General features: G+C 33.5%; 27 protein-coding genes, 36 tRNA genes and 1 pseudogene. 55 read left to right on the forward strand and 9 right to left on the reverse strand.

Annotated elements, in window-relative coordinates; genetic code table 11:
• Positions 1-55: 55 nt before the first annotated feature.
• The 4 genes from V7S50_RS11665 to V7S50_RS11680 form a co-directional block, all read right to left on the reverse strand.
• Positions 56-502, reverse strand: coding sequence for a hypothetical protein (locus V7S50_RS11665; protein ID WP_336376348.1), 447 nt, complete (start codon positions 500-502; stop codon positions 56-58).
• Positions 503-597: 95 nt separating this feature from the next.
• Entirely contained in the window at positions 598-1305 is a 708-nt protein-coding gene (locus V7S50_RS11670) for a hypothetical protein (RefSeq protein WP_061662364.1), read from the reverse strand.
• 71 nt (positions 1306-1376) lie between these two features.
• On the reverse strand, positions 1377-1988 hold the full coding sequence (gene lepB, locus V7S50_RS11675; RefSeq protein WP_336376347.1) for a signal peptidase I: 612 nt from the start codon (positions 1986-1988) through the stop codon (positions 1377-1379).
• A gap of 124 nt (positions 1989-2112) precedes the next feature.
• Positions 2113-2835, reverse strand: a complete 723-nt coding sequence (locus V7S50_RS11680) for a hypothetical protein (protein ID WP_336376346.1) — start codon at positions 2833-2835, stop codon at positions 2113-2115.
• A 217-nt stretch (positions 2836-3052) separates the two neighbouring features.
• On the opposite strand from V7S50_RS11680, the gene V7S50_RS11685 reads away from it, so the two are divergent.
• From V7S50_RS11685 to V7S50_RS11885, 41 genes are all read left to right on the forward strand, one after another.
• Positions 3053-3125: transfer RNA gene (locus V7S50_RS11685), tRNA-Ile, on the forward strand.
• 371 nt (positions 3126-3496) lie between these two features.
• A tRNA-Trp gene (locus tag V7S50_RS11690) sits at positions 3497-3572 on the forward strand.
• Positions 3573-3810: 238 nt separating this feature from the next.
• Positions 3811-3886 (forward strand) — tRNA-Lys (locus V7S50_RS11695).
• A 9-nt stretch (positions 3887-3895) separates the two neighbouring features.
• Positions 3896-3978: transfer RNA gene (locus V7S50_RS11700), tRNA-Leu, on the forward strand.
• Between the two features lie 86 nt (positions 3979-4064).
• Positions 4065-4148: transfer RNA gene (locus tag V7S50_RS11705), tRNA-Leu, on the forward strand.
• A gap of 192 nt (positions 4149-4340) precedes the next feature.
• A tRNA-Glu gene (locus V7S50_RS11710) sits at positions 4341-4417 on the forward strand.
• Between the two features lie 4 nt (positions 4418-4421).
• Positions 4422-4493: transfer RNA gene (locus V7S50_RS11715), tRNA-Gly, on the forward strand.
• A 214-nt stretch (positions 4494-4707) separates the two neighbouring features.
• Positions 4708-4779, forward strand: a tRNA-Gly gene (locus V7S50_RS11720).
• Positions 4780-4788: 9 nt separating this feature from the next.
• Positions 4789-4862: transfer RNA gene (locus V7S50_RS11725), tRNA-Pro, on the forward strand.
• 8 nt (positions 4863-4870) lie between these two features.
• Positions 4871-4945: transfer RNA gene (locus tag V7S50_RS11730), tRNA-OTHER, on the forward strand.
• 201 nt (positions 4946-5146) lie between these two features.
• A tRNA-His gene (locus tag V7S50_RS11735) sits at positions 5147-5232 on the forward strand.
• Positions 5233-5239: 7 nt separating this feature from the next.
• Positions 5240-5338: transfer RNA gene (locus V7S50_RS11740), tRNA-OTHER, on the forward strand.
• 212 nt (positions 5339-5550) lie between these two features.
• Positions 5551-5623, forward strand: a tRNA-Ala gene (locus V7S50_RS11745).
• Positions 5624-5824: 201 nt separating this feature from the next.
• Positions 5825-5897, forward strand: a tRNA-Met gene (locus tag V7S50_RS11750).
• 9 nt (positions 5898-5906) lie between these two features.
• Positions 5907-5983 (forward strand) — tRNA-Asn (locus tag V7S50_RS11755).
• Between the two features lie 154 nt (positions 5984-6137).
• Positions 6138-6213 (forward strand) — tRNA-Gln (locus V7S50_RS11760).
• 3 nt (positions 6214-6216) lie between these two features.
• A tRNA-Asp gene (locus tag V7S50_RS11765) sits at positions 6217-6293 on the forward strand.
• A gap of 6 nt (positions 6294-6299) precedes the next feature.
• Positions 6300-6387: transfer RNA gene (locus V7S50_RS11770), tRNA-Gln, on the forward strand.
• A 10-nt stretch (positions 6388-6397) separates the two neighbouring features.
• Positions 6398-6486, forward strand: a tRNA-Ser gene (locus V7S50_RS11775).
• A gap of 141 nt (positions 6487-6627) precedes the next feature.
• Positions 6628-6704, forward strand: a tRNA-Glu gene (locus V7S50_RS11780).
• 5 nt (positions 6705-6709) lie between these two features.
• A tRNA-Asp gene (locus V7S50_RS11785) sits at positions 6710-6782 on the forward strand.
• A gap of 137 nt (positions 6783-6919) precedes the next feature.
• Positions 6920-6993, forward strand: a tRNA-Glu gene (locus V7S50_RS11790).
• A 133-nt stretch (positions 6994-7126) separates the two neighbouring features.
• Positions 7127-7198: transfer RNA gene (locus tag V7S50_RS11795), tRNA-Asp, on the forward strand.
• A gap of 227 nt (positions 7199-7425) precedes the next feature.
• Positions 7426-7507 (forward strand) — tRNA-OTHER (locus V7S50_RS11800).
• An 89-nt stretch (positions 7508-7596) separates the two neighbouring features.
• Positions 7597-7667: transfer RNA gene (locus V7S50_RS11805), tRNA-Gly, on the forward strand.
• Positions 7668-8186: 519 nt separating this feature from the next.
• Positions 8187-8259: transfer RNA gene (locus V7S50_RS11810), tRNA-Cys, on the forward strand.
• 111 nt (positions 8260-8370) lie between these two features.
• A tRNA-Ile gene (locus V7S50_RS11815) sits at positions 8371-8442 on the forward strand.
• A 118-nt stretch (positions 8443-8560) separates the two neighbouring features.
• Positions 8561-8646, forward strand: a tRNA-Tyr gene (locus V7S50_RS11820).
• A gap of 3 nt (positions 8647-8649) precedes the next feature.
• Positions 8650-8746 (forward strand) — tRNA-OTHER (locus tag V7S50_RS11825).
• A gap of 6 nt (positions 8747-8752) precedes the next feature.
• Positions 8753-8825: transfer RNA gene (locus tag V7S50_RS11830), tRNA-Thr, on the forward strand.
• A gap of 124 nt (positions 8826-8949) precedes the next feature.
• Positions 8950-9026 (forward strand) — tRNA-Glu (locus V7S50_RS11835).
• 165 nt (positions 9027-9191) lie between these two features.
• Positions 9192-9476: a hypothetical protein gene (locus V7S50_RS11840; protein WP_336376345.1), complete on the forward strand. Its 285-nt coding sequence runs from the start codon at positions 9192-9194 to the stop codon at positions 9474-9476.
• A gap of 381 nt (positions 9477-9857) precedes the next feature.
• Positions 9858-9929 (forward strand) — tRNA-Phe (locus V7S50_RS11845).
• Positions 9930-10113: 184 nt separating this feature from the next.
• Positions 10114-10266 (forward strand): DUF2639 domain-containing protein, encoded by a 153-nt coding sequence (locus V7S50_RS11850; RefSeq protein ID WP_336376344.1) that lies wholly within the window; start codon positions 10114-10116, stop codon positions 10264-10266.
• A 149-nt stretch (positions 10267-10415) separates the two neighbouring features.
• Positions 10416-10571: a hypothetical protein gene (locus V7S50_RS11855; protein WP_003273270.1), complete on the forward strand. Its 156-nt coding sequence runs from the start codon at positions 10416-10418 to the stop codon at positions 10569-10571.
• Positions 10572-10576: 5 nt separating this feature from the next.
• Positions 10577-10648: transfer RNA gene (locus V7S50_RS11860), tRNA-Asn, on the forward strand.
• A gap of 10 nt (positions 10649-10658) precedes the next feature.
• A tRNA-Ser gene (locus V7S50_RS11865) sits at positions 10659-10748 on the forward strand.
• 13 nt (positions 10749-10761) lie between these two features.
• A tRNA-Arg gene (locus V7S50_RS11870) sits at positions 10762-10835 on the forward strand.
• Positions 10836-11084: 249 nt separating this feature from the next.
• Positions 11085-11157 (forward strand) — tRNA-Arg (locus V7S50_RS11875).
• 80 nt (positions 11158-11237) lie between these two features.
• On the forward strand, positions 11238-11573 hold the full coding sequence (locus tag V7S50_RS11880) for a hypothetical protein (RefSeq protein ID WP_336376343.1): 336 nt from the start codon (positions 11238-11240) through the stop codon (positions 11571-11573).
• Between the two features lie 27 nt (positions 11574-11600).
• A complete protein-coding gene (locus V7S50_RS11885; protein WP_336376342.1) occupies positions 11601-12194 on the forward strand; it encodes a hypothetical protein in 594 nt (197 codons plus the stop codon).
• Positions 12195-12277: 83 nt separating this feature from the next.
• On the opposite strand, the gene V7S50_RS11890 is transcribed toward V7S50_RS11885, so the two are convergent.
• Both V7S50_RS11890 and V7S50_RS11895 read right to left on the reverse strand, forming a co-directional pair.
• A complete protein-coding gene (locus V7S50_RS11890) occupies positions 12278-12706 on the reverse strand; it encodes a hypothetical protein (protein ID WP_336376341.1) in 429 nt (142 codons plus the stop codon).
• A 239-nt stretch (positions 12707-12945) separates the two neighbouring features.
• Entirely contained in the window at positions 12946-13134 is a 189-nt protein-coding gene (locus V7S50_RS11895) for a hypothetical protein (protein ID WP_336376340.1), read from the reverse strand.
• A 111-nt stretch (positions 13135-13245) separates the two neighbouring features.
• Here V7S50_RS11895 and V7S50_RS11900 point away from each other — a divergent pair, with 111 nt between their 5' ends.
• The 5 genes from V7S50_RS11900 (at position 13246) to recD2 (ending at position 17706) form a co-directional block, all read left to right on the forward strand.
• Positions 13246-13548: a hypothetical protein gene (locus V7S50_RS11900; RefSeq protein WP_336376339.1), complete on the forward strand. Its 303-nt coding sequence runs from the start codon at positions 13246-13248 to the stop codon at positions 13546-13548.
• A 44-nt stretch (positions 13549-13592) separates the two neighbouring features.
• On the forward strand, positions 13593-13877 hold the full coding sequence (locus V7S50_RS11905; RefSeq protein ID WP_336376338.1) for a hypothetical protein: 285 nt from the start codon (positions 13593-13595) through the stop codon (positions 13875-13877).
• Positions 13874-14167 (forward strand): hypothetical protein, encoded by a 294-nt coding sequence (locus tag V7S50_RS11910; RefSeq protein WP_336376337.1) that lies wholly within the window; start codon positions 13874-13876, stop codon positions 14165-14167. Before V7S50_RS11905 ends, V7S50_RS11910 begins: the two co-directional genes overlap by 4 nt.
• 3 nt (positions 14168-14170) lie before the next feature.
• On the forward strand, positions 14171-14995 hold the full coding sequence (locus V7S50_RS11915) for a hypothetical protein (RefSeq protein ID WP_336376336.1): 825 nt from the start codon (positions 14171-14173) through the stop codon (positions 14993-14995).
• Positions 14996-15117: 122 nt separating this feature from the next.
• Positions 15118-17706: an SF1B family DNA helicase RecD2 gene (gene recD2 / locus V7S50_RS11920; protein WP_336376335.1), complete on the forward strand. Its 2589-nt coding sequence runs from the start codon at positions 15118-15120 to the stop codon at positions 17704-17706.
• 60 nt (positions 17707-17766) lie between these two features.
• Here the strand turns inward: recD2 and V7S50_RS11925 are convergent, their stop codons facing one another.
• Positions 17767-18057, reverse strand: a complete 291-nt coding sequence (locus V7S50_RS11925) for a hypothetical protein (protein ID WP_086877910.1) — start codon at positions 18055-18057, stop codon at positions 17767-17769.
• A gap of 257 nt (positions 18058-18314) precedes the next feature.
• On the opposite strand from V7S50_RS11925, the gene V7S50_RS11930 reads away from it, so the two are divergent.
• Together V7S50_RS11930 and ligA are read left to right on the forward strand one after the other, a co-directional pair.
• Positions 18315-18599: a hypothetical protein gene (locus tag V7S50_RS11930; RefSeq protein ID WP_336376334.1), complete on the forward strand. Its 285-nt coding sequence runs from the start codon at positions 18315-18317 to the stop codon at positions 18597-18599.
• Positions 18599-20608, forward strand: a complete 2010-nt coding sequence (gene ligA / locus V7S50_RS11935) for an NAD-dependent DNA ligase LigA (RefSeq protein WP_336376333.1) — start codon at positions 18599-18601, stop codon at positions 20606-20608. Before V7S50_RS11930 ends, ligA begins: the two co-directional genes overlap by 1 nt.
• A gap of 163 nt (positions 20609-20771) precedes the next feature.
• Here the strand turns inward: ligA and V7S50_RS11940 are convergent, their stop codons facing one another.
• Positions 20772-21332 (reverse strand): hypothetical protein, encoded by a 561-nt coding sequence (locus V7S50_RS11940; protein ID WP_336376332.1) that lies wholly within the window; start codon positions 21330-21332, stop codon positions 20772-20774.
• 205 nt (positions 21333-21537) lie between these two features.
• On the opposite strand from V7S50_RS11940, the gene V7S50_RS11945 reads away from it, so the two are divergent.
• Positions 21538-22308 carry a VWA domain-containing protein gene (locus tag V7S50_RS11945; protein WP_336376331.1) on the forward strand — a complete coding sequence of 257 codons (771 nt, stop codon included), beginning with the start codon at positions 21538-21540 and terminating at the stop codon, positions 22306-22308.
• 34 nt (positions 22309-22342) lie between these two features.
• Here the strand turns inward: V7S50_RS11945 and V7S50_RS11950 are convergent, their stop codons facing one another.
• Entirely contained in the window at positions 22343-23080 is a 738-nt protein-coding gene (locus V7S50_RS11950) for a hypothetical protein (protein WP_336376330.1), read from the reverse strand.
• A 142-nt stretch (positions 23081-23222) separates the two neighbouring features.
• Here V7S50_RS11950 and V7S50_RS11955 point away from each other — a divergent pair.
• From V7S50_RS11955 to V7S50_RS11980, 6 genes and pseudogenes are all read left to right on the forward strand, one after another.
• Positions 23223-23945: pseudogene (locus V7S50_RS11955) on the forward strand (tRNA(His) guanylyltransferase Thg1 family protein); the annotation flags it as partial.
• Positions 23946-24316: 371 nt separating this feature from the next.
• Positions 24317-24526 carry a hypothetical protein gene (locus V7S50_RS11960; RefSeq protein ID WP_336584274.1) on the forward strand — a complete coding sequence of 70 codons (210 nt, stop codon included), beginning with the start codon at positions 24317-24319 and terminating at the stop codon, positions 24524-24526.
• Positions 24527-24590: 64 nt separating this feature from the next.
• Positions 24591-24884 (forward strand): hypothetical protein, encoded by a 294-nt coding sequence (locus V7S50_RS11965; RefSeq protein WP_336376328.1) that lies wholly within the window; start codon positions 24591-24593, stop codon positions 24882-24884.
• A 19-nt stretch (positions 24885-24903) separates the two neighbouring features.
• Positions 24904-25140 (forward strand): hypothetical protein, encoded by a 237-nt coding sequence (locus V7S50_RS11970; RefSeq protein WP_336376327.1) that lies wholly within the window; start codon positions 24904-24906, stop codon positions 25138-25140.
• 16 nt (positions 25141-25156) lie between these two features.
• Positions 25157-25402, forward strand: a complete 246-nt coding sequence (locus tag V7S50_RS11975; protein ID WP_336376326.1) for a hypothetical protein — start codon at positions 25157-25159, stop codon at positions 25400-25402.
• A 15-nt stretch (positions 25403-25417) separates the two neighbouring features.
• On the forward strand, positions 25418-25759 hold the full coding sequence (locus V7S50_RS11980; protein ID WP_336376325.1) for a hypothetical protein: 342 nt from the start codon (positions 25418-25420) through the stop codon (positions 25757-25759).
• The last annotated feature ends 15 nt before the right edge of the window (positions 25760-25774 follow it).

Genomic DNA, 25774 nt, shown 5'->3' on the forward strand with positions numbered 1-25774 from the left:
CTATAATATTTTATTTAATATAGTAAATAAAAATAGCACCTTATTAGGTGCTTTTTTACATTTCAGGCTGATTCGCAAAAATTAAGTCAGGTACATATGGCTCTTTCTTTGTAGTAGTAAATATCGTATACGTATTGAATAGTTTAATTTCAAAAGTTTTATCAATTTCTTTTTCTACTAATGTATCTTGAACACCATTATTCATAATGTTTGCATCTGCCTTTTTGATAACACGTTTTTTGATTTCTTTTCCGTTTTCATCTAATGCTTCAATCGTATAAGAATCATTCTTATCATCAAAAGAATAATTCGTTATATAATAGTTTCCTACCACTTTAAAATCTCTATAATAGGATTCACACGTAGAAGTACCTATTACGATGGCACTTAAAGCACCAATCACTAAAAGAATGATACTAAACATACGACTCTTTTTACTTTTTGAGAAAACAAAAGGAAGAGAGCAGAAAAAACAAACCCCTACCGCTATTATATATTGCATCTTAACAACCCCCCGTATTTACTATATATGTAATATACTAATTTTTTTATTTACTTTAGTCAATAAAAAACTCCCTTTCAAAGGGAGTCACTAACTTAAATTGTTAATCTTTCACCGAAATACTCTTCTGCTTTACTTACGACATTTGAAACGTCCTCCATAATAGCTACCGTTTTTGTTTCATCTTCTGCAATATCAATAGGAATTGATAGGCATAAGTCAATGCAGTAGTTAGTTGTTTCTTCTTCACGATATACCAAGAAAGAATTAATTGCTTCATAGTTAAAGTATTCTGATTGAACTCCATCTATTTGGACAAAATCCTTTAAAATTTTTGGTAAACGTAATACTGCAAATTTCTCCACAAATCCTTTTGGTTTCATTGATTTTTCCAAATCTTTTTCCTCTATACCAAAATACTCTTGTGCAAATTCTGTATCAATCACAAACTTCTTGATAATAGAAATATTTTCTTTTTCAACAAAACTTTCTGTCTCTAATTCTTGTGACTGAATAAGTTCTTGAATGTGAGATTCTAATCTTTCTCTAATCACTTCATATTCTACTAATAATTCTTCATTTGATTTAATACATTTTATTTTTGTTAAAATGAAACTCTTAAATCTATCAGTATCCATCCCATCATCTTTTAATGAAAAATGAATATCTTCATCAATTGCATTATGTTCTAACAATTTATCAAATGTATCATGTAACGAACGTTTTACGATATCAGGATAATCTTTTAAAATCTCTGTTTTATAGCTAATTAATTCCATTCCAAATACGTTATATTTATTCATGTAGGCATTCCCCCTTTTATTCTAATGACTTATCATATTCAAATAAAACGAGAAACATAATTTTATATTGTTTAGAACGATTTAACATCCCCAAAAGGTAACAGTCTAACAAATACCTTTCCAATTACATCTTCTTTTATAGACACTGTTCCTACAAAAGGACTACGAGAATCCATACTATTATTTCGGTTATCCCCCATCACAAATACATTTTCTTTAGCTACTTTTATTTTTGCATCTGCATTATTTTTCATATCTTCTTTGATATATGATTCTTTTAACTCTTTTCCATTTCGATATACATGATTGTCTTTAATTTCAATTTCATCACCTGGCAAACCAATTACCCGTTTAATCAAAATGCGACCATCCAATTTTGGAGCTTTCAACACAACAATGTCATTGTAATGTGGCTCTCCTACTTTATATGCTGTTTTATTAACAAACAAATAATCTCCATCTGCTAATGTATTATCCATGGAATGACCTACAACTTTGGCAGGAGCAACAAAACAAGTAATAACAATAGCGATAATTACCGCAACCGCCATGTATTTGAAATAATCCCAAAAAATCAATCCATAATTTTGTTTTTCTTCACGATTCTCTTTTTCCAAATCAAACACCTCTTTTTTATTTACTATAGTCAATATATTAACACTTGTTTTAGAGACTTTCAACATACACAAAACCCCTCCGAAACATAAACCTATATACATGATTTTTTAATTCTAATAAATTTAATAAAAAAATAATCATTTACAAAAAAACAGAAGATATACCTTCATCCCCTGTTTATTATTAACATTACAAGTTTTCTTCTTTTTCGACTTTGTAATTAAATTTGTTTTTAATCTTACGTACAATCCGTTCAAGAAAGTATCCATGTTCAATAAAATCATCTTGAATAGCTTGTAATTTGTTTTCTAATGTTTGTATTTGTTTTGTTATTTCAAAAGCTTCATTATCTATATTTAACAAATCTTTATCTAAATTCTTTATGTATTTCTTTTTTTGTAATGCTATTTTTGCTAATTTGAATGGATTTCCTCCACCAATTGCTAACGGATTCTGCTTGTATATGTCTATTTCTTTTCTACTTTCCCTTAATTGCTCTAACTTTAAATACGCCTCATTAATTTGTATTTGAATAATGGTTTCTTGTTCATTTTCAATACAATGTATTTTTCGTTCTTGAATACTGATATAGCCCATTTCTATCCCATCTATTGAAATAATAATAGGTGAAGGATAAATGTTGGCATCATAACTTAATTCCACTTTTTCTAAAGCAATGAATTTTTCTAATTCAGGGATAAGATATTCATATAACATGTTTTGAAATGACAATAACGCATCCTCACCATATGGTAATAATAAATACGGTAATAGATTTTCATCTCCACTAAATAATTCTGTCATAATGCAAAAAGGTGTTTCCTCTATTTTATTTAATATTTTTTTACACTCTTCTATTTGAATTACACTCCCATTTAATAATTCATTCAGTTCTTGTAACAAAGGTATCATCTCCTTATAGGTTTTCTTCCTATATATTAGAAGAAAATATCTTTATATATAATGTTTCTTAGGTTCGACACTTTTTCTTTTATTTTTTATTGACTATAGTAAATAAAAATGTTATTATAAGTGTAAGGTAATTAATACCTTTAAAAAAACGATTTTCTATTATTAGTTGTATTTCTCTTGTTTATAAAGGAGGAAACTCCTCCTTTATTCATATCACGGAGCCTTAGCTCAGTTGGTAGAGCATTCGGCTCATAACCGAACGGTCACAGGTTCGAAACCTGTAGGCTCCATTAAATAACTTTTGTACAACTAATATTTATATTTTAGGTAAGTGCTATACATAGAGAGTCCTATTCTCTATGTAAGTGGGATTACTGTTGTGAGAATTCTTGATGCTTAGTCGTTGTGACAAGTATTGTAGTTGGGAGTAATGATAGGAATACCATTTCCCTGAACTTACAATAAGAATTTAATTGGAGGGGATTAAATTCAGCAGTGTGATGACTGTAACATAATTGTTTAACTCCTAATTGTTCTATAAGTTGTTTTGACTAATTCAGCTTATAGAACAAAAAAATCATAGGTTCGACAAGTTTTTTTAAAAAAGTTGTTATAAAAAAAATAAACTTATCTATTATATATATTAGTTTATAAATGTTATGGGGGTATCGTTTAATTAGGTAGGACACTGGTCTCCAAAACCAGGAATATAGGTTCGATTCCTATTGCCCTCGCCAATATTATGGAGGTGAACGGTTTTAATTTAAATGTGGTTCAATTCCACACACCTCCCCTGCTATTACTTTAGGCTTTACGCCTCCGCACGACAGAGTGCAGTAGTATGATTTCACACACATGAAAGAGCTGTGATTGGCTCAACCAAGCGATTAGGAAAGTCTGCATGGATATATATGACGAGGAGCAGACATAGTTCGGTGAGTGGGTTTATTCCGAACATAATATTATCACTATTATTCGCTCGTAGCTCAGTTGGTAGAGCAATCGACTTTTAATCGAGAGGTCATAGGTTCAAATCCTATCGGGCGAACCAAATTATCTTGTGGATATGATGGAATTGGCAGACATATCGGACTTAAAATCCGATGTCCTTGTGACGTGCAGGTTCAAGTCCTGCTATCCGCACTTAAATGTTTCTCAATGTACAATTTAAACATTGATTAGGGGCAATAGCGTTTCTGATGTACGGCTAAAACATCAGTCTATAACATGCGGGTATGGTGGAATTGGTAGACACGATTGCCTTAGGAGCAGTTGCCGTTCGTGGCGTGTAGGTTCGAATCCTACTATCCGTATCATTAATTAAATTAGGTGTATTGACACAGGCTCTGCATAATGTTCGTTCGAGTCGAAAAGAATTCTGGCGAGAATTCTATAAATGGTTACCATTATCGCATCCCATAGACTACAGGTTCGATTCCTGGAAAGGTAATATACGCAATTACTTTTTACGCTTAAGGAGCAGTCTGTGTGAGTACATCTATTATGGGGCGTTAGGCAAGTGGTTTAAGCCAATTGACTTTCTATCAATTATTCGTGGGTTCGAATCCCATACGCCCTTCCAATATGCGATTATAGTGTTTAATGTAGCACGACAGGTTGCCAACCTGTTAGTACGGGTTCAACTCCCGTTAGTCGCTTTTTAAAATCTATAATATTGCTTTTTGTAGCGAGGTGTATCGAAAATGAGCATAAAGCTAAACGAATTAATACCAAATGCAGAGAATTTATTCTCTCAAAAAGAAATAGAACAAATGTTTATTGAAGCTGGTTATGAAAAGATTAAAGAAAACAGGTAGAACAATCATTATTGAATATATTTCTATCAAAAAGAATATTATTTATTTACATTGCGGGTTATTAGTGTAGCGGTTATCACCCCTGCCTTCCAAGCAGGAAACATCGGTTCGATTCCGATATAGCCCTTTTTATTAACAGGATATAGGGTAATTTGGTCACCCACCACATTTGGGATGTGGTTCATGCAGGTTCAAGTCCTGCTATCCTGATATTCATGACGCTTGTAACTTCAGTGGTAGAAGCTACACCCAACTGTGTAGACAAGTCGGTGGTTCGATTCCATCCAAGCGTCCTAAAAAAATTAAGTGTATTGACACAGGCTAATGCGTGAGTGCTCGTTCGATTCGAGAGAAAAGGGTTTACCTAAAAGAGTTGGTTCTACTTGCAATAATTTAGTCCATGGATGTGGGGTTCGAATCCTGAAATTAGAAGAATCATATTTTTCTATAGCGTGGGGCAGTCTGTGTGAGTACATTTAGTCTCAATTATTTATGGTGTTTGTGGTGGAATTGGTAGACACGCCTAACTGTGGATTAGGTGGGAGAAATCCCTTGCAGGTTCAAATCCTGTCATTCACCCTTTTATGCGGAAGTATCTCAATTGGTAGAGGAGCCAACCGTTTGGTGAAATACCCATGAAGGAAACGAGGTAGGCAGGGTTGTAGGTTCGAGTCCTATCTTCCGAAAAGTATCATCCAATTATCGAGGGCGGGTTATCCCGATAACAAACTGTATCGTTAAGGACTTGTATCCTTATATTGATGACTGCCTCTAAATATGGTCGCTATCGCCATAAGTCGTGTCTCATGGGGTCACACGATGAACGAAGGTTAAGGGAAAACCTCAAAACCCGATAGCAAAAGACGTAAACTGTGACGAGTATATGTTTCTACATTATGGGTCTGTAGTTCAATTGGGAGAACACCATCCTTGCAAGATGACAGTCGTAGGTTCAAATCCTATCAGGTCCACTTTCTAACAATAATAATTAGTAGAACAAAATTTTTAATATTTTTTATTGACTATAGTTAATAAAAATGTTAATATACTAATATAAGTTGTTACAGATTCAGAACGATATCTACACGCTATTTACCTGCGATTAGTAGTGTGTAAACTAAACTTGTTCTGTCTCTCCTTTTTAATAGAGAAATTTACACTTTCTCTATTGTGGTTCAGTATCTCAGTTGGTAGAGAGAGCGTTTCATAGGCGTTAAGTCGGTGGTTCGAGTCCACCCTGAACCATCTTATTATTCACCTGTAGCTCAGTTGGTTAGAGCAGTCGCCTGTTAAGCGAAAGGTCGTAGGTTCAAGTCCTACCTGGTGAGCCATATATGGTAATTGTGGGTTCAAATCCCATCATTGCCACCTTTGACAATTCGACCATTAACAAAGAACGGAGAGATACGTTTGTTAACAGAGTCGGAAAAAACTTGGGGTTGAGTTGATAGCCCGTTATAAGTCTCAACTCACTCTCCTTACTATTGAACTATAGCCAAGTTGGTAAGGCACAGGACTTTGAATCCTGTTAGCCCTGGTTCGAGCCCAGGTAGTTCAACCAAATGGTGCATTGGAGCAGTTGGAGTGCTCGCTTGCCTGTCACGTAAGAGGTCACGGGTTCAAATCCCGTATGCACCGCCATATTATTTCTGGATGGACAAATTGGTAAAGTCACCTGTCTTTGACACAGGCGTCAGTATTGACATTGGAGGTTCGAAGCCTTCTCCAGAAGCCATTATTATCATGGAAGGATACTCTAATTGGTAAGAGACCTGTCTTGAAAACAGGCGTGGACGTGAGGAGCGTTATGGGGGTTCAAGTCCCTCTCCTTCCGCTTTATAACATGCGAGGATTGTTCTTTTCGATTTATGTAATCGAACTTGGGTTAGATTCCTAAGTCTCGCCACAATACGGCAAATGATTCGCTATCGTTTGTGCGATATTAGAGTGTGAGGGTAGCTCCCTCACTACTTATGGGGTATTGGTGAAGATGGTTAACACATCCGACTTTCTATCGGAGATTCAGGGGTTCGAGTCCCCTATACCCTACCATTCATGGGGATATAGTGTAGCGGTTTAACACGCTTGGCTGTCTACCAAGTAGCACGGGTTCGAGTCCCGTTATCCTCGTTTAGGACTTAATACGTTTCTTTCTAATTAAGGCACTTATGAAGTGTAATAACTTGTAAGTGTCACTAATTATAGAAAGTTTTATGTTGCTTGGGTGTCCGACCTAAAAAAAAAACGAAAATAACCCTTGTAACCATGTCGCATTGGTGAAATTGGCTAACACACTCGGCTTTCTACCGAGCATTCGCAGGTTCGAATCCTGTATGCGATGTTCCACTTGGGCGTGTTTCCTTTTTAGGATAAAGTCTACGCTGAGTAATCAGGCGGTCTAAGGTGAAACATCTTAGAAAAAATGAACTGGTATGTACCCGTGAACCCTAACACGTCAAATAGGGAGCTTATATGGGAATATAGTGTAGCGGTAAACACGCCTGGCTGTCTACCAGGTAGCACGGGTTCAAATCCCGTTATTCTCGCTTAGTTTTAGAGCCATAACAAATGGCATAAGATGACTCTCAATTATTTTCATGATTTAGTAAGTTATCTATTTAGTCAAGCAGACGGTCTAAGGTGAAAACATCTTAGCGAAATGCGGTGAATCCTAACACGTTAAATAAATGGAAGCTTATAAGGTGAACTGGAAATTGGAGACTGCGTGTAAAGCAGATACCGTAGGGTCAATTCCCTACCACCTTCTTATCATGCCGATTTAGCTTAGTGGTAAAGCGATTAGGAGTACTCATTAACATGACTATTGGACGTAGGTTCGATTCCTACATTCGGCTTTTTAAACTTATTATTACTGAGCATATGGGACTTTAAAAGTTAATACCTTTTAAGGGAGTGAGTTCGATACTCACCTCAGTAACCACATGCGGTCATAGTGTAGTGGTAACATAACAGACTTCCAATCTGTTGTCACGGGTTCGAATCCCGTTGGTCGCTTTATAAGAAATATCCAAATCAGCAAATATTGCAGACCAGTTAGCAAAGGGTTACGTATTTATATATGGGCGCCTTTTGTTCGCAAGGATATATTCTTACAAAATTAAATACCACTCCCTGCCTCTTAAATTGATGAATGTGCCTATCTTGGGGTGTAGCAAAGGGGAGCAACTGAGGATAGGTTAGGCGAAAACGACTTGTTTATGGCATATGGCAAGTATACCACGGAGTCCTCAAGAGCTGAAGTTAGAGACCAAGTCGTCCAAGTGGTTTGTAAGCTCTATAAAAAGGTGTTTCACTACCGTAAATGTGACCTATAGAGATTCCTTTTAAGGACAATTTTAATGTGAGTGAGTCCTTATGCTTTTAAAAACTCAGATTGTTCTCACAAGCAATTCTACCCACCAGGTCAAGTTTAGAGGTTTAGAGACCAGGCATTTTTTCTTAGGCCTTTTGAGCCAGTGCGAATTGCACATTTTCGGAGTTTTGAATGATAAAATCATTCTTGCTCCCTATCATGGACGGTAATCTTGATGGTACGGGAGTGCGGTCTGCAAAACCGTAATGGACGGTTCGAATCCGTCACCGTTCTTTAGCGTTAACTTATAAATTTCATAGAGGTAGACAAGGTTCTCTACACGCTTAGTAATAACTAAGTCACCAGAGATGAGGGATATGCCGACCCTCCTATGATATTTATTACACCGATTTAGCTCAGTGGTAGAGCACCGTCTTGATAAGGCGTAGGTCAATGGTTCGAATCCATTAGTCGGTATTCATTAAGAAGAGGTAAAGAATAGTAGCACTTTAGGTTGCAACCATACTATTCGTGGATTATGTCCCTAACCTCTTCTTAATATTAATAAAACATTATAAATTGATGTTTAATTTATGGCAGGATAGCAAAGTGGTTAAACGCAACGGACTGTAAATCCGTTCTCTTCGGAGTTCGGGGGTTCAAATCCCTCTCCTGCCCCCATATGTGCCATTAGCTTAATTGGTAGAGCCACGTAATTCTGCATATGACTCTTTGAGCATAAAACAGTCGTGAGGTCGGAGTTCGAATCTTCGATGGCACTTTATTCGCCAACTTAGCTCAACAGGTAGAGCGATTGACTTGTAATCAATAGGTCGTGGGTTCGATTCCTACAGTTGGCATTAGAACTTAAAGAGTTTCTTTCTATCGGAAGGCACGGATAATGCCCTAATCCAAATATTCCAGTGAGAGTTTTATCTTCAAAAGGTGTTCGATTAAAAAACCAAATGAACCTTTTAGCCATATGACGCATTGGTGAAACTGGCTAACACACTCGACTTTCTATCGAGCATTCAGGGGTTCGAATCCCCTATGCGTTGCCAATTTTATTATCGGTTTGTGCACGTATGGAGTGCAAGAAGGAATTATGAATAAGACCAACGCTTGCGTGTCTATTTATCCTTTTGGAGAAGTTCAAGACTTCTACTTACCGTTTTTAACAAGTGAATTTTACTTTTGTAATTAATAATGATGAAGGAGTTTTTATTATGACACCTCATGTTGTTGCAAGTAACACGTTTGGATTTAAAGAAGATGAATCAGTTTTGATTGTTCCTGTAAAAGAACTGAATAAAGAATTGGTTTTGTCGGTTACCAAGAACTTTTTAGCTTTTGGTCGTTCATCAAACGTAAAAGTTGTAATATTAGCAAATTCTATTGAAGAATTAAAAAATATTTTAACTGAAGAAGATTTTGATTTTGTTGTGGAAAATACACGTTCATTATTAAACTCTTTCGAGTCATGGCGAGAACCTGAAAAATCATCTATTTAATTAGTTTCAAAGCTTGAACTTTCTTCAATACTACTGATACATGTGCTAACCTACCGCTATCAGTAGAAAAAACTTGTAGTTATAATAGCATACTTGAAGAAGCTCTCTTGAGTAGGTAGAACTTCTTCTTATAACGAAAGATTTCTAAGTTGGGAGTTTTATAAGAAATCTAAGACTGTTGAGGTAGAACAGGTAGCTACACGCTTGAATATGTTTCGAACAGTTCGAGTCTTAAAAAAAGCTTAATTGCTAAGAGATGTGGGGATTACCACCCCACCAACAGTCACAACAATTGCTGTTGATTGGATTACATCTTTGCCATTGTTATAAAAGACATGCAAATTTGTAGGAGGCTCGATTCCTCCCTTCAGCATTTTATATGGTTTGATAGCTGAGATGGATTAGCATCAGTTTGAAGCACTGAGGAGGTTGGTTCGATTCCAACTCAAACCACTTTGAGGTTTTGGGCGATTCCCACTATATTTTGTAGAAATAATCGCTTTTGTTTATTCATGGAATATTACTTTTGGATAGTGTTATCGACTGGTTTTACTGTTTCGACAGTTTGGGGCTGTTGATTTACAGGTTTGAAAGTATTACATTTACGATTTTAATTAACAAAAAGGTGGTGTTTACTATGGGGGCAACGTATCCAACTACAAAGGGGCAATGCATTAAAGCCTTAAAAGAAAAAGGCTTTAATCGACATCCACAAGACCTTCGTAAATTAGAGTTACATAAGCATTCCGAAGTATTAAATGTATACTTCAAATATGCTCACGCTGAATAATTCGCTTTATCTATATAGATAAAGCTTTCCTATGCGGAATAGTATAAGGCAGAACAGCTATTGGACGAGTGTACATATATGCCGATAGAAGGAACGGTTCGATTCCGTTAATCCGCTCCAATTCATTTTTATAAAGTCGGTGGTTACTTATGGATTTAAAGAAAAACAATAATGGTCGTTATTGGGCAAAGGCTCTGACTGCTTGTGTAGGAGTTATTTCAATTTCTACATTAGCTTATTTAATGAATGACCCCTTTGTTTTAGTTGCTCTACTATTTGTATTAGCAGTTGTTGAAATTATTTAAATTATTCTCTCGTAGCTCAATGGTAGAGCGGTTGGCTGTTAACCAATAGGTTGCAGGTTCGAATCCTGTCGAGGGAGTTTCTATTATGGAGCGGTACTCAAACTGGTAAAGAGGTCTGATTGCTAATCAGATAGGTGATGTTTACATCATGCGAGGGTTCGAATCCCTTCTGCTCCTTATTTCATATTTTGCCTCGTTAGCTCAATAGGATAGAGCAACGCACTTCTAATGCGTAGGCTACAGGTTCGAGTCCTGTACGGGGCGTATTCCCTTTTTACAGTAGTCATGTGAATTGATTGGACTTACCCAATTACATGATAAAAGCAAATGAAAAACTTCAAAAGGAAAGTATAAGAGAAGCAATGTTTGGTAAGTACAACTTCCTCCTTTTGTGATATTTTAAGTTTTTTTCAGACCTGTTACAGGGACCCAAATAGATTCCGATGCGGAATAAGGGACTGTGTAAGACACAGACTGAATTATAGGTTTATAAAATATCAATCTTATATATACGCTTCATTAACTCAGAGGATAGAGTATCCGTTTCCTAAACGGATGGTCGAAGGTTCGAATCCTTCATGGAGCATTTTTAAACAGGTAAATGCCTGTTTTTTATTTTGAAGTGAAAAGTTACTACTTACCTTTTAAAATTGAGGAGGTGATGATATGCACCCTACAAAGGATGTAAAAAAGAAATCTAAAAATGCAATTCTTAAAAAATATCAAAAACAAATTACCGTAGATTTTTTGAAAGATTTCAAGAAAAATATAGACACTACTTTTAAAATAAATAACACTGATTCTCTACTTACCTATGAGAACACCTATATTCATCTTGAATGCACGATTGGTTGGTGGGAAGCTGTAAAAACAACTTGTGAAAAATATGAGTTACACGATTTATTAAGTTATTACAACAACTTAAATTGGATGAAAAGCGATGCCTTTGATTTGGAATTATCTCATCTATTGATAACGAATGCTATTATAAAACAAAAATAAATATTAACTTGCAGAAGGAGACTTTTTATGAAAAGCAGATATAAAAAACACCTAAAAAGAATGAGTAAAAGAAGTCCTATCATTTCATTTTCTCAAGCAGATATTCATCATAAAGGTAGTGTTTTAATAGAAGACGAATTATCAACTTTCTCTCAACATATGAAATTAGACCCCGAAGAAACATATTCTGCTACCTATACATCTAAAAAAGAAGAAATGATTTCAAATCTATACTTCTTTGTTGATAATTATTTGATGTGCGGAGGGCATACACATATATTCTTGCTTGTTCCATTAACCAATGGCTTTTATCAAGTTCTTGAGAAGGAAAATATATCAGAATGGGTTAATGCTTATTGGAAGAAAGAAGACCCTAATAATCAACGAGATTGGCGTTATATGGACGAAGACATAAATGATTTGTTCGACTATATGATAAATCAATTCAATAAGCATGTTAAGAAGAAAAAGAAGCGTGTATTTACAATGAATGTTTCCATCAAAGAGATGCAACGAATGATTAAAGAATCTATTGATAACAATCCGCCAAAACCTATAGTTGTAGGAGAAGTTCGAGAAGGTGTTTGCGATTATCTATGTCATGCAATTAAGAATTCATAGTTCAACAAAACACTTCTTTTCAGCTCTAAATCACGACAAAAAACGCAGAGACTTATCTCCCTGCGTTTTTATTTATTATTTGTCTATTCCTTCAGTAAAGCCAAGTCATAATCTGAACGGATAAACTTTATAGATAATTCTCTATTTGTATCGTTTCCTAAAACAGTGTATACCTTTCTCATTTCATCCTTCGAAAAATGAGTTCCTAACAATCCATTTACACCTCTCAGGATTTTACTTTGCCAGTATATCGTTGTCCCTTTACAACTTGGTCTTGATAACCAAGCTAATACTTTGCATTTGAAATCCAGTTCATTTTGAGTATCTTCCAATCTAAAATAAATGTTGTTTATTGGTTCAAAAATCAATTCATTTCTATCGTTAATAAATGATTTCGGAAACAAAACTTTTGTATTTTTAAGTAAATCCTTTATTCCAGATACACCACTTCCATTGGACAACTCGTTATCCTCTTTCTGAAATAATTCGATTTGAGTCATACCATAAAGCATTCTAAATCTCTCCTTTTTATTCTTCTTTGTATAAGAACCTGTCTTTTTAACGTCATAGTATGATACAGAACTTGTAGCATTCGTATTCCGTATATCGAAAGGAAAGAATTTGCAGAACCTTCTATCCCCTGCCGTTTAGTTTTGTTCTATCTGCAATCAGTAACTTCTTTACATATAAAAAGGTCAAATAATACTTATTGATTACTTTCGGATTTCTTATCTTAATCCCTACTTTTCTCTCATTCGTCTTCAAATTGATATATCTTATCTGATTCAACCATGTGCTGATAAGCTACATTCAATCCATCTAATTTCGCTTGCAGTCTCTTTTTCTCTTTACCACTTGTGTTTGCTATTCTTCCCTTTAAATAATTCATGCTATTTATAAGCCATTCCTTTTGTTCGTTCCAAACTTCTTTATATGTCATTCCGATTCATCCTTTCACAACATTTCATTTGAATTATAATATATTTTATTGACTATAGTAAATAAAATGTTATGATTTATTTATAAAACAAATAATTAAGGACGTGGAAAAATGACTGAGCAAGAATATCGTAATTTTAGAATGTGGGAAACAAAGTTAAAAGTAAATGAACAGGCGAAAGAAGAATTAAAAGTATCAGAAGGAACAAGCTTTTCAGAGAATAAATTATTCTTAAATTCTAATCGCAATTGGGTCGCTACTTCCATGCCTATTCTATACTCCAATGACGAAGTTCATTTTGTCGTATCACCATTAATTTCTAATGGTACAGATGAAGGTGTGAGTGGTTTAGAATCTATTATTTTCACTAAAGAACAATTAATGAAGACATTCGATATTTTAACTACAAACTAAAAATATATTAAATGTTTTCAATTTAACGAAACGGAGATGAAAAAATGAATAATTATTTAGTTGCATTGTGTGAAGGTGGAGATGTGGGGCGACCTGATATCTCATATAATGATTTTCAAATTATTGAAGCAGAAAATGAATTCGATGCCTGCAAAAGATATAACAAAGTTAATAATTGCTGCTATTTTTTTGGAGAAGTTTTAGCTTTAGTTAGGGATAAAGAGCCTGTAGAAAAAGCGTTAACAAGAAGAATGAATATTAAAATGTGGTTCAACCTATTTTCTACAGGTGCTTTAGAAAGCGTTGATAAAAAGGAGCCTCAAAAATGACAGAATTAGAATTTGATAGAGTACAAATTTTCTATACACCATTGTATTTAGCTAAAACATTTATAGATGCTTTAGAGGGAAAAGAGCTATTAGAATTAGCAGAGTCATTTATGTTGAATAGAAAACTAAACACTTGGTATCTTACAGCAATGCCTATTCCCTATCCTAACGACACCACTACTTATTTAGTACAAGCTGTCGATAAGGATAATCGATTCATCCCTGTTTCATCTATGGTACTATCTAAAGAATATTTTATGAATTTATTTTCGTTAAAAAAGGAGTTTTAACGCATGAAAAACAGATTTCAAGTGCAAATCTCAGCAATATATCATTTCTTTAAAAGTACAAAAGCAACAAACAAAAAGGCGATAGAAACATTTATGTATCATGATTGGATGAAGTGTGACGATTTAGAAAAACGAGACGATACGGGTGTATATTTTACAATGGGTGCAATTGAACCAAAGACAAAAAAATCTATTATTCTTGATTCCATTATTGTTGTATCTGAATCCGAATTTGAAAGTTTATTTTACGGTGCAGAAAAACTTACTATCTCTCCTTCTGCCTATATTGAATCGTTGGAGAATTGGTTAATATTTGTAAGTGATGGTTATCAACATAACTTTGATAGATTCTTAGAGTTACAGAAAACTGAACACTATGGAGCATTCGCAGAATATGAACAAATCGGATTTTTACCCCTTGCTTCTCTTGTTAAGTCTATATCTAAATTGAAATACACTTCTTTTTATATAAAAGACTCTATGCCATTTGAGATTATGGCGAGAAGAACAAAATATGATTTTTACGAATTCGAAAATACAGAAGAAGAAAAATACATCTCTCATTTAGAAGAACTACTCATTTATGTTTGTCACTTCTATCAGAAAAATCATGACCACTTCTTCCAGATGTATATAGACCAGAAAAACAAATACTACTACCGATTAGCTACCGTTCAAGGCACTCGTTATCGTTCTGAAGTTAAAAATATTAGCGAGTTGTGTGATGAATGTTTTATCGTTACTTTTATTGAAGAAAAAGAACATGAAATTTTATTAAAAAAACTAACAGAGAATCGGACAAAAAGAAATAAGAAAGAAAATGCATAGAGGGAAAACCCCTCTATTTTTTATGAATTAATTTTATTTCATTGACTATAGTTAATAAAATAAGTTAAAATATATGTATACAAATATAAAAAAATATGTACGAATTAGTTAGAAAAGGAGAGGTGAAAAATTTGTCTGTATTTAATTTAGAAAATTATCTTAGTGAACCAAAGTCAGCTTTAGATGATTTCGAAGTCGATGATGAAATTACCATTGTCACCCTTCCACTTGATACAATTTACGAAAATTCAGAATCGGGTTATCGTGTTTATGCTTGTCAAAGTGAAGAAGGTCAGTCATTTAAAATGAACGGAAAATTCATCATGCCACTTAATCCGAATATTCACTATCAGGTAAATGGAGTTATTGTATTTTATAAAGGTGAAAAACAAGTAAAAATGAATCGGGTTTCACCTATAAAGCCAATTGGGAAAAGAGGCATCGTTCGTTACTTACGAACTTTAAAAGGTCTGAAAAATAGAGCAGAGGATATTTATAGCGTTTTCGGTGATAAATCTATTGATATGTTGATAGAAAACCCTGAAGAAGTTGTTAGTAGAATTAAAGGGATTGGTAAAAAAAGTGTGGAAGCTTGGAAAAAACAACTTGAAAGTCTAACAAATTCACAGTATACATTGTCTTATTTATTAGATATTGGTTTGTCGTTTGAGCAATCAAAAAGCTTATACAGCGAATATAAAGATGATATCATTCGTTTAATTTCAGAAAATCCTTATCTTTTAGCAAGAAAAATTCCAGGATACGGATTTAAAAAATGTGACAAAATCGCTAAAGATATTCACTTTGACATGCTAAGTGATGAACGTATTCAAGAAGGGATTATTAATGGACTTGATGAGGCAACAAAAGAAGGTCACTGCTTCTTACATAAAGATGATTTAATTGAAAAAACAAGAGAGATATTGAGAGTTACACTTCCTTCTAAAGAAAGCGAACGTTTATTAAAAGAAACAATAGATGAAAAAATCTCTTATTACTTTGGTACAATCCAAGTTATGATTCCAAGGGATGAACTAAACGCTTATTATGAACGTTGGAAATCAGCTCGTTATAAAAATGAAAAAGAAAAGTGTTTGTATCCTTTATTTGATATTCCGTATGAACTGATTGAGGAAGAAATTGAGAATTTGCTTACTTTTGAGAGAATTGTCATAGAACAAGACCGTGTGTATTTAGAATACATCCATAGTGCTGAAGTCCGTGTGGCAGAAGAGCTTTATCGTCTTTCAGATACGCAAGAATGGAAGAATCAAATAGATATTAAGGCTGAATTAGACAAGTATCTATCTGCTGAAGGTATTGAATTAGAAGAAAAACAAGAAGAAGCCATTTTAACATTCACGAAAAGACGTGGTGGTTTTTATGTACTAAATGGTTCCGCAGGTTGTGGGAAAACATTCGTTTTAAAAATCATATTAAAAATCTTCAATATTGTATGTAAATCAAATGGCATTACTCCCTACCTTCAATTATTGGCTCCAACTGGAAAGGCCGCTAAAGTTGCTAAGAAATCAACAAATGAAATATGTCTTACTGTACATAGAGGATTAGAATTCCGTGGAGGAGAAGGATTTACCTTCAATGCATCCAATCCTTTACCAGGGAACATTATCGTTTTAGATGAAAGCTCGTTTTTAGATGTGGAATTATCTAAGGATTTACTACAAGCAATTAAACGTGGTGCTACAGTTATCTGGATGGGCGATATTAAACAGTTGCCGAGTATTGGTCCAGGCAGTGTTCTAAAAGATATCATTGAAAGTGGAGTTCTTCCAGTTGTTACATTAGATGTAGTAAAGCGTCAAGGAAAGCAATCAGGTATTGCAAAAAACGCAAAAAAAATCATTGATGGTGAAATGATTGAAACTTGCGAGGATACAAAGGATTCCTATGCTGTATTTCGTGATTCACCTAAGGTTATTTTGAAGAACATTCTCGAATCTGTTAAACGTGTCCTTACGTTCCCTGATTATACACTGGATGATATCCAAGTTCTATCACCTCAAAAAACAGGTATTTTAGGAACATATATGATTAACTTGTTAATGCAAGAAGCTTTTAACGAAACTGAATCTACTGTTACTTCTTTAAATAAAGAATTCACTGTAGATAATGAACGTTTTTCTCTGTACTTTAAAGAAGGCGATAAAGTCATTAACATGCGTAATAACGACTTAAAAGTTTGGTACAAAAAAAGTTACGTTTCAACTGAAGACAGTAACGTTCTTCTTACCCAATATACACCGAATAAAGATGCTAAAGGTGGCATTGCAAACGGTGAAACTGGTGTAATTGAAGCAATCCGAAAAATCAAAGAACCAGTTGATAATAAGGAGAATATAAAGGGTGCTATTCCTGCAAAAACGAAGGAAATCATTCGTATAATTGTAAAATACGATGATGGTTATATCTTCTATGATAACAAGGAAAAAGAAGATTTAGACCATGCATACGCATTCTCTATTCACAAGTCTCAGGGTTCACAATGGAGAGCTTGTATCATGCCAATTTCTATGCTTCACTACAGAATGCTTGATAATAGCTTGTTCTATACTGGATTTACACGAGCTCAAGAATTTAATGTGGTAATTGGTGAAGAAAGAGCGATTAAACACGCAATTAAAACGTACAAGTCAAGAGAGCGTAACACCACTCTAAAAGAGCGTTTAGAAAGTTTATATCTCATTTAATAAAAAAGTCGCAAAGAAAATCAATTTCTCTGCGACTTTTTCTATGTTATGTTCATAACTTTACATGCGAGATAACTGCTCCCAATTTATTTCGGCAACCTCTACTCCCCACTGCTTTGCTAATTGTTTTTCATGTTCAACAGCTTCTAATGGAAAAATCGTTTTGTTATTTTTTATATGAAATAAACAAAATTCATCTTTATCTTGGACAATGACTTCTTTCATTTTTTGTCTATTTCGATAGCAAAAACGAATAATTTCCTCATCATTTCTCAAAATAACAGGAGGTAATTGCACATCCTCCCCTTCTATTTCAGTTGTTAAGAAACCTTTATATGTATCTGTCGTCATCTATTACATCCCCAATCCATACCATTCAACATTTACCTCAAGTTTATCATAAAACTAACTGTGTAGTTATCATTCTTTTTATTAATGTTTTAAGAAATCGAAGAAATATATTACTTTATTTATACATAAAAATAAATCGCATAATTTAGCCTCTCCCCACTTCGTTGTTAAGTAAAATATTTTTTATTTACTTTACCATTTATATAGACTATAGTTAATGTTATAGAGAGTTATTGATAACAAAAGGTGGTGACAGCATGAATAAAGAATTACATATCATATTAAAGGACGGAAAACCATGGTCTGGTGCTTCTCAAGAAACATTTGCTAAGGTATATTATGATGAGGGAAAAGCTATTCAAATTGCAAAAAGTGCTTGTACCGCTGAAGCAAATCGTTTTTATGAATATGGAGAAGGTTATTATCAAAATGAAGAGTTATCTTTAACTGAACGCAAAAAATTAGCTAAAGATTTAGCGGATAAAGAATGGATTAAACGATGGAAAGTAAAACCAATGATATTAAAAGAGGAGCAAAACTAATGATTGAACAACAAATTAAACAATTACGTGAAGAAGTTATGAAACATGATTTGCTATATGATGAAGGTACTCCTATTATTACTGATAGCGAATATGACCAAATGTATTATGAATTGGTTTCATTGGAAGAAAAACACCCTGAATTTGCTGATGAAAATTCTCCTACCAAACGGATTTATTCAGTTGTAGTTGACAGTTTAAAAAAAGTAAAACACTCTACACCCATGTTGTCACAAGATAAAGGCCATACAGAAGAAGATATTGTGAAATTCGCAAACAAATCTGATGATGAAATTATTGCGGGAGATAAAGAAGACGGATTAACGATTGTATTAAAGTACAATAACGGTATCTACTATGAGGCTTCAACAAGAGGCGATGGTTATATTGGTGAAGATGTAACACACACTGTAAGAACTATTACTAACCTTCCTAAGAAAATCTCATTTAAAGGGTATCTTGAGGTTCGTGCTGAATCCGTTATTCCTTTCTCTGAGTTTGAACGAATTAATGTAGATGGTAAATATAAATCCCCTCGCAACTTAGTTTCTGGTTCTGTACGTACATTAAATGCGAATATTGCTAAAGAACGTGGCTTAAGTATTATTGCTTTTGATTTAGTTAAAGCAGAGGGAATTACCTTTGAAAAGGATACTGAGCAATTGGAATTTTTAAAAGAACAAGGGTTTAACGTGGTTCCATACAAAGTGTTTAAAAACACACCTGAAGGAATAAAAGAATTGATTCAATATTGCTTAACATACAACAAAGAAGTTCGACCAACAATTCCTCATATGATTGATGGACTTGTGCTTAAATTTAATAATTTAGCTGTTCGAGAATCTTTAGGTTATACATCTAAGTTCCCTCGTTGGGGCTTTGCTTTTAAATTTGATAGTCTTGATGCCACAACAAAACTACTTAATATCGTAGAGACCGTTGGTAAATCTGGACAAATTACACCAAATGGTATTTTTGAACCTGTTGAGATTGATGGTGTTACTATTCAAAAAGCTTCTCTTGCAAATTACGACAACATAAAAGAACGTGATATCCGTATTGGAGATACAATTGTTGTTGCTCGTGCAAATGATGTCATTCCACAAATTGTATCGGCTGTTACTGAACTACGTGATGGAACAGAAAAAGAAATCTTACCGCCTACTTGTTGTCCTGTATGTAATGGAGAAGTGGTAAAAGAAGAAGATAATGTTCATTATTTCTGTATTAACAGTACATGTAGTGCTCAACAAGAACGTATTTTAAAACATTTTGTATCTCGAAATGCAATGAATATTGATGGATTAGGGGCAAAAACAGTTGAAACATTTTACGAAAAAGGTATCCTTTCTTCTATCTCTGATATTTATACTTTAAAAGATAACTTAGATAAATTATCTGTATTACGTGGATTCGGGGAAAAGAAGATTCAAAAAATGTTAGCAGGGATTGAGGAAAGCAAACATGTCCCCCTATCTAAATTCTTATACGCTTTAGCTATTCCAAACGTTGGTTCCAGTACAGGAAAAGACATTGCAAATAAATTTAAAACAATGAGACATCTAATCGAACTTTCAAAAGACCCTGTTGTGCTAAAAACAGAATTAATGAAAATTGATGGCATCGGTGAGACAGTAGCAAGTAGTATGGTAAGTTACTTTGAAGAATCTCACAACATTGAGCTTATTGAATTCTTGTATTCAATTGGATTTTTAATGATGGAAGAAGTAGAAGAAATTATCGCCTCTGAAGAAATTGAGGGTAAGATTTTCGTCATTACAGGCTCATTATCTAAACCTCGTAATGATATCAAAAAAGAAATTGAAGCTCGTGGTGGAAAAGTATCAGGTTCAGTATCTGCAAAGACAGACTTCTTAGTTCTTGGTGGATACAATCATGTAACAGGTGAATTACCTGAAAAAGAAACTAATAGCTCTAAGTATAAAAATGCTGTTAAGTTTGAGTGTCCTATTATTTCTGAAGAAGAGCTATTTGAAAAGATGAAATAGTTGCGATTACAAATATTTTAAAGCAGAGAAAGTTCTCTGCTTTTTATTTTATTTTCAACAAATAAAATATCATGTAGATAAATTGTTAAAAGTATTTTATTTCACACGCATATAAAGACACAATAAAAAGACTTGTATTCATAACGAATACAAGCCCTTCAACTTAATGAATAATTGGATTGTAAAATGCACGACCAGATTTTTTTAATTTCAAAGGTTTGAAATCATTATAAATCTGTTCAAAATGATTCGCATCAAAATCAAACCAACATGCATCCCACTCTCTATCCAGTTTATTTAGTTTGTTTTCAGACAAGAAATAAATCTGCATAGCATGTGAACCGTCATGATGATGACCAGAAATGATAATTGAACCATCTTTATCTACACTTACGTCAATAGATTCTACTCGTCCCATACATTCTAATGGATTCTCATCATACGATAACATTCTGCCTCCTACAGGATTTCCATTCCAACGTCCTACATGACCTACAAGAGCAATACGTTCAACGTTTGTTTTATATCGTTTTTCGTACTGTTCAATTTCTGATTGTAAGAAATCCATAAAATATCGTTTTTCACTTTCCCAAGCAGAGTCTGACCATTGAATTGTACTCACATCAAATCCATCTTCTTCTTTAAAGTCATTACCGATATGCCAAACATCCTCAACCTTGTTATATGCTTCTTGGCAATCTCCTGTTGATAAAATTGTTGTCATGATTATTTCCTCCTAAAATTAATTTGTATTTTGAATACACCTGTTTATATAATCCTTATATTATAGATAGATGGACTTCATCCCATAACAAGTATAGAAATTTATATTTAACATAAATAATAATATTTTATTGACTTTAGTTAATAAAACGTTTTATAATTATTTATAGATACATACGTTTAGATAACTAAGGAGAGATATTAAAATGGCTATTACATTAGAGAAAAAAACGGAAATTGCAAAAATTGTATTAGAAAAGGTAAACCTTACAGGGGTCGTTGCTCAAGTTGTTTTTGTGCTCGATGGTTCTACTTCTATGACACATTTATATAAAAACAACACTGTACAGGACGTTACAGAATCCATCTTAGCTGTCGCTTTAAATATTGATGATAACAATTCTATTGATGTTTATGGATTCGGTAAAAGCCACAGAAATATTGGTGATGTAAGTCGAGCAAACTACCGTAATTACATTCAAAATGTTTTTCTGAAGAAGTTCGATTTAGAGCCTTATACTGCTTATGCAGGTGTTATGAACGAAATTGTAAACGAGTACGGAACAAAAACTACAACAAAAACTATCGAACAACCTAAAAGCGGATTTTTATCAAAATTGTTAGGAAAAACAGAAGTTGTAAAAGTTGACAAAGAACAGGGACCTGTAAAGCATCCAACTTTTGTAGTATTCATTACAGATGGTGATAATTTCGATAAACCAGAAGCAGAACGTATTATCCGCGAGTCTTCTGACCAACCTATCTTCTGGCAATTTGTTGGAATTGGTCAAGAAGGAAACTTTTCATTCCTTGAAAAATTAGATAATATGAGTGGTCGTGTAATTGACAACGCTAATTTTGTTCGATTTACCAAAGAAGAAATTAATAGCATGTCTCAAGAAAAACTATATGAAAAGCTTATGAATGAGTTTCCTCTTTGGATTAAAGAAGCAAAAGCTCATGGTTTCATTCAATAATAAATAACAAATAGAAAAGCTCAATGACTTGTAATCATTGAGCTTTTTCTTGTTCATTTAAATGACGTTTTAATCCTTCCAGTAATTCTTCTTTACCTTCTACTGTTACACCATCTACTTTTTTATAACTAACCACATCTTCTCCCACTTTTTTGAACTCTATATAAGTATAAAAATAGTATCTAAAATTCAACTCTCCTTCTTTTATCTCATAAGGCTTTACAGTTATTTTCCCATCAAATTCAAAATTTGTATCATTTGCTGTTCTCTGTCCTTTATACGTAAATAAAATCCAATCGTTATGTTCATAACCTTCAAGTTGTGCTAAGAATTCAGTGGACTCAACACTGGAATCTTTCCATTTTGCATAAATTCCCTTCCACATATCTTCTATTCTTTCCACTCTTTGATTCCACAGTGATGCTGTGATAATTTGAATGTTCTTACCTTCAAACAAGAGCTCATCTAAATCAAAATATTCTCCATATATTCTTCTTTTATTTCCAACCAATGCAGGTTCCCCTTTTAAATCACTAACTTTTTGTTGTTCTTCTAAAAACAAATGCTCAAATAACGCCACCTCACTTTTTTTACGCTTCAAAATACTCTTTGTTCGCTTCACTGCAAACTTCTCGTTTTCTAACATCTTCAATAAATCTGGTACTCCCTTTTCAACAAGCATTATTGCCGTCGTTTGAGCAACTTCTTTTTCCCCTTTCTTCATCGCTTCGTCATATGCTTCTTTTAATTTTAAAATTTCTTGTATTTCCATTGTTACACCTCGTAAATTATTTTTTACTTTTTAATAGTATATCATTGACTTTAGTTAATAACAAATGTAATATTGATTATAGATTATAAAGAAAAAAGTAAATGAAAAGACATATAAATTTTAATTTTTAGGAGATGTAATTATGAGTTCAAACAAATTAGGTGCTCGAATGAAAGAGTACGAAAATAAAACAAAATTAACAAAAAGAAGCCCCGTAATTATTCGTATTGACGGTACACACTTTCACACATATACAAAAAATATGAAAAAACCGTTTGACGAGGTACTCGCAAAAGCATTCTGGGAAACAGCGAAATATCTTGCTCAAAACATTATGGGGTGCAAAATGGTTTACCACCAAAGCGATGAAATTTCATTATTATTAACAAACTATGAAAAAGTAACAACTCAATCATGGTTCGGTAATGACTTGCAAAAAATGGTTTCTGTATCTGCTTCTATGGCCACTGCAAAATTCAATGAGATTATGTTCCCTATTACAGGAACACTTGCATTTTTTGACAGTAGAGCATTTGTATTGCCGAAAGAAGAAGTGACGAACTATTTCTTATGGAGACAACAAGACGCTACGAAAAATAGTATTGCAATGGTTGCTCAATCAAACTTTAAACACAAAGAATTACAAGGATATAACGGTTCTCAGTTACAAGAAAAACTATTTACAGAGAAGAACATTAACTGGAACAACCTCCCTATTTGGCAAAAACGAGGTGTATGTATTACGAAACAATCCTATTTAAAAGGTACTGCTACAAGAACAAAATGGGATGTAGACTTTAACACACCTCAGTTCTCTAAAGATAGAGATTATATTGACCAACATGTCTTCAGTGAATTTGAAATGATTTCAAGAAAAGTTGAGCTGAATCTTCCAAAAGAACAACTTCAATCTTTATTGAGTGAATACTATGATTCTAAAATTTTGATTCCGTCTTGCCGTAATATAAGTGAAAAAGAGAGAATTGAAAATAGTCATTACCACGAATTACGGTCAATAACTGAAACAATTTTTGATGCTTTTAAAGAACATTCTATCCAAACTCTATCAGACTTTGCTGTTGTTCTTCGATATGTCTTTATCCAAACTTTCGGAGATACAGTGGAAATTAATTTAGATGTTTATATGGATGTTTCAAAAAATTTAATTAAAAAATCAAAGCACTACGATTCGATTGTAGCGTAGGCTAACTACTATATAAGGAGTTGCATATAAACATGCTTACACTCATCCATAAAATGATTGAAAATTCCCACCTATTTGTGGTGGGGGCTTTATCTATAGCACTTCTTTTATCACTACTTCCTACTTCTAAGGGTAACTATAGAGGAACAATTCGTTTCCCTCCTCCCACAAAAGAAATGCAGGATGAATTTGATATGTTTTTAGGGATTAATAAAGAAGTTTCTCCATCTAAAGATGCTTAAATTGTAGCTATAGGAAAGTTGTCAAGTTTGAAAATACATAAAATCAGAAATGAGTGAGTAATAAATGGAAATGAAACACTTAGTTGAAATCAAGAGAAATAACTATTTGCTCTTCCATCCTGGAGAAGATACAGAAGTCATTCCATTTGTTTCGAAAGATGACGAACAAGAGGTTTTAGATGAACTTTTAAAGGACTCCTATTTGTTTAATGGTTATATCGTTAAGGCATCTCTTATTTATGGTAGTGAGTATGCTGTCGTTGATACAGAGAAAAACACTACATTGGGTGAGCTACAAATTACTCCTATATTCGAACACTTAGGAAGATATTTTAAATTAGAAGAAATTGAAATTTGACATAAGGATGAACCATATTATGACTGAAAAAGAACGTTTATTAGCAAAGAGCGATGGTGTCAAAGATTGTGTAAAACACTTGAAAAAGAAGATTAAAGCGGAACAAAGATTATTAAAACAGGAAGAAGAAAAAGATTTTTTTGCTAACGAATTCCAGATTGCAAGAAACAGAGAAACAATTCGAGTTTTGACTGAGGAAAAAATCAGCTTAGAAAAGTACGCCAAAAAATTAAAGCATTTAGCAAATGAATGCTGAAAGGATACGATACAACATGGATTTAAAAGAAGAGTTATTATTTATGGGATTCTTAGATGCAAATGTAGATGATGGAGTAGATGATGAAATTTATGTAATGGTACGTTTTAAATATCATTATCCTACCAAAGGAAATAAAATCTTCCGTGATGGAAAGAAAGAATTTTCAAAAGCTACAACGCCTGAACAAATGTTTAAAGAAATCATTCAATGGGCAAAGAATTGTCCCGCAAATCATGGATTCGAAATTATCTTTTGGTAAAAGGTTGTGATGAATATGTTTATCGGAGCTATACTGAAACAACGCATGTCTTCTCTTGGGTATGACATGAATCATTTATCTGAAGAATCTACGGTGGATGTTCATGTTATAAATGGATTATTGAATAATTCACTGTCAATGAAACAAGTACATGAAGTAGATATGGACTATATTTGTCAGGTTCTCATGTGTGAGCCAGTTTACTTTACAGATGCAAACATTAGAAAGCAGGATATGGTTTATAACTCCCCTATACAGGAAGTTAAATCAAATAGGGCAAAAGCTAACTTAATGTCATTTGTAAATGATTTTGCATTTATCATGGAAATTTCAAGAGAATCTAAATCTACTAACTAAAATTATTAATAATAG

It is taken from the genome of Bacillus sp. CCNWLW194, assembly GCF_037120585.1.
GTDB classification, from domain to species: Bacteria; Bacillota; Bacilli; order Bacillales; family Bacillaceae_G; genus Bacillus_A; species Bacillus_A basilensis.

Coding starts and splice junctions, on each gene's coding strand:
- lepB (WP_336376347.1), bottom strand. CDS start 1,988: ATGTTGAAAGTCTCTAAAACAAGTGTTAATATATTGACTATAGTAAAT.
- ligA (WP_336376333.1), top strand. CDS start 18,599: ATGATTGAACAACAAATTAAACAATTACGTGAAGAAGTTATGAAACAT.
- V7S50_RS11665 (WP_336376348.1), bottom strand. CDS start 502: ATGCAATATATAATAGCGGTAGGGGTTTGTTTTTTCTGCTCTCTTCCT.
- V7S50_RS11965 (WP_336376328.1), top strand. CDS start 24,591: ATGGAAATGAAACACTTAGTTGAAATCAAGAGAAATAACTATTTGCTC.
- V7S50_RS11850 (WP_336376344.1), top strand. CDS start 10,114: ATGGGGGCAACGTATCCAACTACAAAGGGGCAATGCATTAAAGCCTTA.
- V7S50_RS11940 (WP_336376332.1), bottom strand. CDS start 21,332: ATGACAACAATTTTATCAACAGGAGATTGCCAAGAAGCATATAACAAG.
- V7S50_RS11960 (WP_336584274.1), top strand. CDS start 24,317: ATGCTTACACTCATCCATAAAATGATTGAAAATTCCCACCTATTTGTG.
- V7S50_RS11945 (WP_336376331.1), top strand. CDS start 21,538: ATGGCTATTACATTAGAGAAAAAAACGGAAATTGCAAAAATTGTATTA.
- V7S50_RS11910 (WP_336376337.1), top strand. CDS start 13,874: ATGACAGAATTAGAATTTGATAGAGTACAAATTTTCTATACACCATTG.
- V7S50_RS11680 (WP_336376346.1), bottom strand. CDS start 2,835: ATGATACCTTTGTTACAAGAACTGAATGAATTATTAAATGGGAGTGTA.
- V7S50_RS11930 (WP_336376334.1), top strand. CDS start 18,315: ATGAATAAAGAATTACATATCATATTAAAGGACGGAAAACCATGGTCT.
- V7S50_RS11905 (WP_336376338.1), top strand. CDS start 13,593: ATGAATAATTATTTAGTTGCATTGTGTGAAGGTGGAGATGTGGGGCGA.
- V7S50_RS11855 (WP_003273270.1), top strand. CDS start 10,416: ATGGATTTAAAGAAAAACAATAATGGTCGTTATTGGGCAAAGGCTCTG.
- V7S50_RS11880 (WP_336376343.1), top strand. CDS start 11,238: ATGCACCCTACAAAGGATGTAAAAAAGAAATCTAAAAATGCAATTCTT.
- V7S50_RS11900 (WP_336376339.1), top strand. CDS start 13,246: ATGACTGAGCAAGAATATCGTAATTTTAGAATGTGGGAAACAAAGTTA.
- V7S50_RS11840 (WP_336376345.1), top strand. CDS start 9,192: ATGACACCTCATGTTGTTGCAAGTAACACGTTTGGATTTAAAGAAGAT.
- V7S50_RS11950 (WP_336376330.1), bottom strand. CDS start 23,080: ATGGAAATACAAGAAATTTTAAAATTAAAAGAAGCATATGACGAAGCG.
- V7S50_RS11895 (WP_336376340.1), bottom strand. CDS start 13,134: ATGACATATAAAGAAGTTTGGAACGAACAAAAGGAATGGCTTATAAAT.
- V7S50_RS11975 (WP_336376326.1), top strand. CDS start 25,157: ATGGATTTAAAAGAAGAGTTATTATTTATGGGATTCTTAGATGCAAAT.
- V7S50_RS11885 (WP_336376342.1), top strand. CDS start 11,601: ATGAAAAGCAGATATAAAAAACACCTAAAAAGAATGAGTAAAAGAAGT.
- V7S50_RS11915 (WP_336376336.1), top strand. CDS start 14,171: ATGAAAAACAGATTTCAAGTGCAAATCTCAGCAATATATCATTTCTTT.
- V7S50_RS11980 (WP_336376325.1), top strand. CDS start 25,418: ATGTTTATCGGAGCTATACTGAAACAACGCATGTCTTCTCTTGGGTAT.
- V7S50_RS11970 (WP_336376327.1), top strand. CDS start 24,904: ATGACTGAAAAAGAACGTTTATTAGCAAAGAGCGATGGTGTCAAAGAT.
- V7S50_RS11670 (WP_061662364.1), bottom strand. CDS start 1,305: ATGAATAAATATAACGTATTTGGAATGGAATTAATTAGCTATAAAACA.
- V7S50_RS11890 (WP_336376341.1), bottom strand. CDS start 12,706: ATGCTTTATGGTATGACTCAAATCGAATTATTTCAGAAAGAGGATAAC.
- V7S50_RS11925 (WP_086877910.1), bottom strand. CDS start 18,057: ATGACGACAGATACATATAAAGGTTTCTTAACAACTGAAATAGAAGGG.